The organism is Prevotella sp. HMSC077E09 (assembly GCF_001814685.1).
Lineage (GTDB): Bacteria > Bacteroidota > Bacteroidia > Bacteroidales > Bacteroidaceae > Prevotella > Prevotella oris.
Window position 1 is genome coordinate 1 of sequence record NZ_KV817493.1, and the last position, 264, is coordinate 264.

A 264-nucleotide genomic window follows, 5' to 3' on the forward strand; every position below is an offset into this window, starting at 1 on the left:
GTGACGGTAAAGAGTTCGGGCAGCTCCACACGGAAAGCCACCGTGATGTCAGCATCCTTGCTCACCAGACAGCCCTGCTCTATGGAGAGCAGCGGGAACTTCGATTCCAAGGTTGTTATCTTGCTTTTATTTCTCATTTCTTCGCTTTCTTTGGTTGAAGGTTACGGATAAGGTGGCAGACCGTACGGCGGTTCACAAGGTAGCGTGGGTGCATACGCACTGCTCCTTTCTTCATCAGTCCGTACTGCCCGTACTTTCTGTTCA

At 51.1% G+C, this 264-nt stretch carries 2 protein-coding genes; both read right to left on the minus strand.

Going from position 1 to position 264, the window contains the following annotated elements:
• On the minus strand, positions 1-137 hold a 137-nt coding region (locus HMPREF2983_RS00605), incomplete at its 3' end, for a DUF3875 domain-containing protein (RefSeq protein WP_141757601.1).
• Positions 134-264, minus strand: a 131-nt coding sequence (locus tag HMPREF2983_RS00610; RefSeq protein WP_141757602.1) for a DUF4133 domain-containing protein, incomplete at its 5' end; no start/stop codon positions are given. The genes HMPREF2983_RS00605 and HMPREF2983_RS00610, both read right to left, overlap by 4 nt.